At 71.4% G+C, this 2641-nt stretch carries 3 protein-coding genes; all 3 read right to left on the minus strand.

Going from position 1 to position 2641, the window contains the following annotated elements; genetic code table 11:
• Positions 1-669, minus strand: a 669-nt coding sequence (locus tag G6026_RS11465; protein ID WP_182613250.1) for a metal ABC transporter permease, incomplete at its 3' end; no start/stop codon positions are given.
• Between the two features lie 2 nt (positions 670-671).
• A complete protein-coding gene (locus G6026_RS11470; protein WP_231750577.1) occupies positions 672-1493 on the minus strand; it encodes an ATP-binding cassette domain-containing protein in 822 nt (273 codons plus the stop codon).
• A gap of 68 nt (positions 1494-1561) precedes the next feature.
• On the minus strand, positions 1562-2641 hold a 1080-nt coding region (locus G6026_RS11475; protein ID WP_182613251.1), incomplete at its 5' end, for a zinc ABC transporter substrate-binding protein.

Here is a 2641-nt window from a genome sequence, read left to right on the forward strand (position 1 = left end):
GGCGGCCGCGGCCGGGGTGATGAGCAGGGAGAGCACGAGCAGCGCTCCCACCACCTGAACCGCCTGGGCGGCCGCGAGCCCGACCAGGACCGCGAAGACGAGGTTGAGCGCGCGCACGGGAACGCCCCGGGCCTCGGCGACCTCGGGGTCCGCGGAGGAGAAGACCAGCGGCCGGTAGAGAGCGACCAGCGTGACGCAGATGATCGCCGCGACCACCGCCATCTGGATCACACCGTGTTCGGACACGCCCACGATCTGCCCGGTGAGCAGCGAGAAACTGGTTCCGGACCGGCCCGGGTAGAGGTGGATGAACAGCACCGCCATACCGAGCCCGAACGCCATCACCACACCGATCGAGCTGTCGCGTTGGGAGGCGCGCGTCCCCATCAGGCCGAAGATCAGCGCGGCCACCACCGATCCGAGGATCGCGCCCAGGCCGAGATTCAGGCCGAACAACAGGGCGGCGGCGGCCCCGGTCAGGGCGAGTTCGCTGGCCCCGTGCACGGAGAACGACATCTGCCGCATCACGATGAACGGCCCGATCGCCCCGGCCAACAGACCGAGTAGCGCGATCGCCACCAGACCGTAGATCACGAAGTCCTGACGCAACAGGTGTGCGGTGACCTCGGTGTCGGCGATCGACCTGGCGATCTCGAGTAGGCGGTCCATGCTCAGGCTCCGTGCGCGGGGTGGGCGTCGTCGTGGTGGGGATGACCGGCCGGCCAGGGTTCGGCGCACAGGTGCTGGGTGTCGCCCACCACGATGATCTGCCCGCGAACCCGCAACACCTCGACGGGTGAGGAGTAGAGGTCGGTCATGACCTCGCTGGTGAACACCTCATCGGGGGTGCCGATCCGGTGACGGCCGTCCACCAGGTAGACGATCCGATCCACCATCGGCAGGACCGGGTTGATCTCGTGGGTGACGAAGATGACGGCGGTGCCGTGCTCGCGGCGCCGGTGGTCGAGGACCGAGGCGACGGTGCGCTGGCCGGCGAGGTCCAGGCTCAGGAGCGGCTCGTCGCAGAGCATCACGCACGGATCGCAGGCGATGGCCTGAGCCACCCTGACACGTTGCTGCTCGCCTCCGGACATGCGTCCGAGGGGCTTGTCCGCCAGGCGACCCGCCCCCAGGCGGTCCAGCGCGTCGACGACCACCCGGCGCTTCTCGCCGCGGCCCGTCGGCCATCCCGGGCCCCAGCGGGTGCCGTCGATCCCGAGTCCCACCAGGTCGCGTCCGCGCAGGGTGATCCCGGGGTCGAACGCCTTCTGCTGGGGCACGTAGCCGAGGTGGGTCCCGCGGTCGCCCGCGGCGCGTCCGTCGACGAGGACCGTGCCGGAATCGGGCGCGAGTTCGCCGAGGAGCACCTTGAGCAGCGTCGTCTTGCCGGCTCCGTTGGGGCCGAGGACGGCGACGAACTCCCCTGCCCCCACCTCGAGGTCGAGGTCGCGGATGAGGGTGCGCCCCCCTCGCGAGACCGTCACCGAGTCCAGGGAGACGACCGACCCGGGGCCGGGTCCGCCCCGGGTGTGGGCTGACACCTGGTCCGTGTCCACCGTCGTCAGTGCCCGCCGTCGTCGACCGGGGTCGCGCCGTCGAGGGCCGAGGACAGCGAGTCGACGATCTGCGTCATCCACTCGGTGTAGTCCAGGCCCTCGGGGAGGGTCTCGGTGAGGTCCAGGACGGCGACATCCGCCGATTCGGCCGCGTCCCGCACCCGGGCGGTCACGGAGGTCTCGGTCTGGGTGTTGAACGCGAGGAACGCGACCTCCCGCTCGGACATCAGGTCGAGCATCGCGGACAGGTCGGCGGCGGAGGGGTCGGTGTCGTCCTCGATCGAGGCGAGGAACCCGCGCGGGGTCAGGTCGACCATGTGGGCGGCGTCGAACAGGTGGGCGCCGATCCGCTCGGTCTGGGCGTAGGGGAAGTGCCCGCGGTCGTGGATCTCGTCGAGTTGGGCCTCGAGCGGCGCGAGGGAGTCGGCGAACCGGTCGGCGTTCTCGCGGTACTCCTCGGCATTGGCCTCGTCGATCGCCGCCAGCTCCTCGGCCACGCGCTCGGCGACGGCGGCAGCGGTGGGCAGGCTGAACCACACGTGCTCGTTGGTGTCGGAGTCGTGCTCGTGGCCCTCGTGGGAGCCGGTCGTGCCGTTGTCGTCGTGCGCGTGGTCGTCGTGCCCGTGCTCGTCATCGTGGCCGTCCTCGGCACCGTGTTCGTCTCCGTGGTCGTGACCGTCGTGCGAGTGGCCGGCGATCGTCCCACCGGTCACCCGCTCGAATTCGTCGACCGCCCGGACCACGGGCACATCCCCGGCGTTCTCCAGCGCCCGGTCCACGAAGGAGTCGTACCCGGCGCCGTTGTAGACCACGAGGTCCGCGCCGGTGACCGCGGCCGCATCGGCCGGGCTCGCCTCGTACGAGTGCGGGTCGGCGGTCGGATCGGAGATCACCGACTCCACGGTCGCGTTGCCGCCGGCGACCTGTTCGGCGATGTCGGCGTACACGCTCGTGGAGGCGACGACGGTCGGTCCGGTGGCGGTGGCGTCGTCGCCGGAACCGTCCTCCGACCCGCAGGCGGTCAGGACGGCCCCGCCGAGGAGCGCGGCGGCGGCGAGCGCCGCGGCCCGGGCCGATAGGGGCGT

Origin of the sequence: Dietzia sp. DQ11-38-2 (assembly GCF_014145055.1) — a bacterium.
In the GTDB taxonomy this organism is placed as follows: Bacteria; Actinomycetota; Actinomycetes; order Mycobacteriales; family Mycobacteriaceae; genus Dietzia.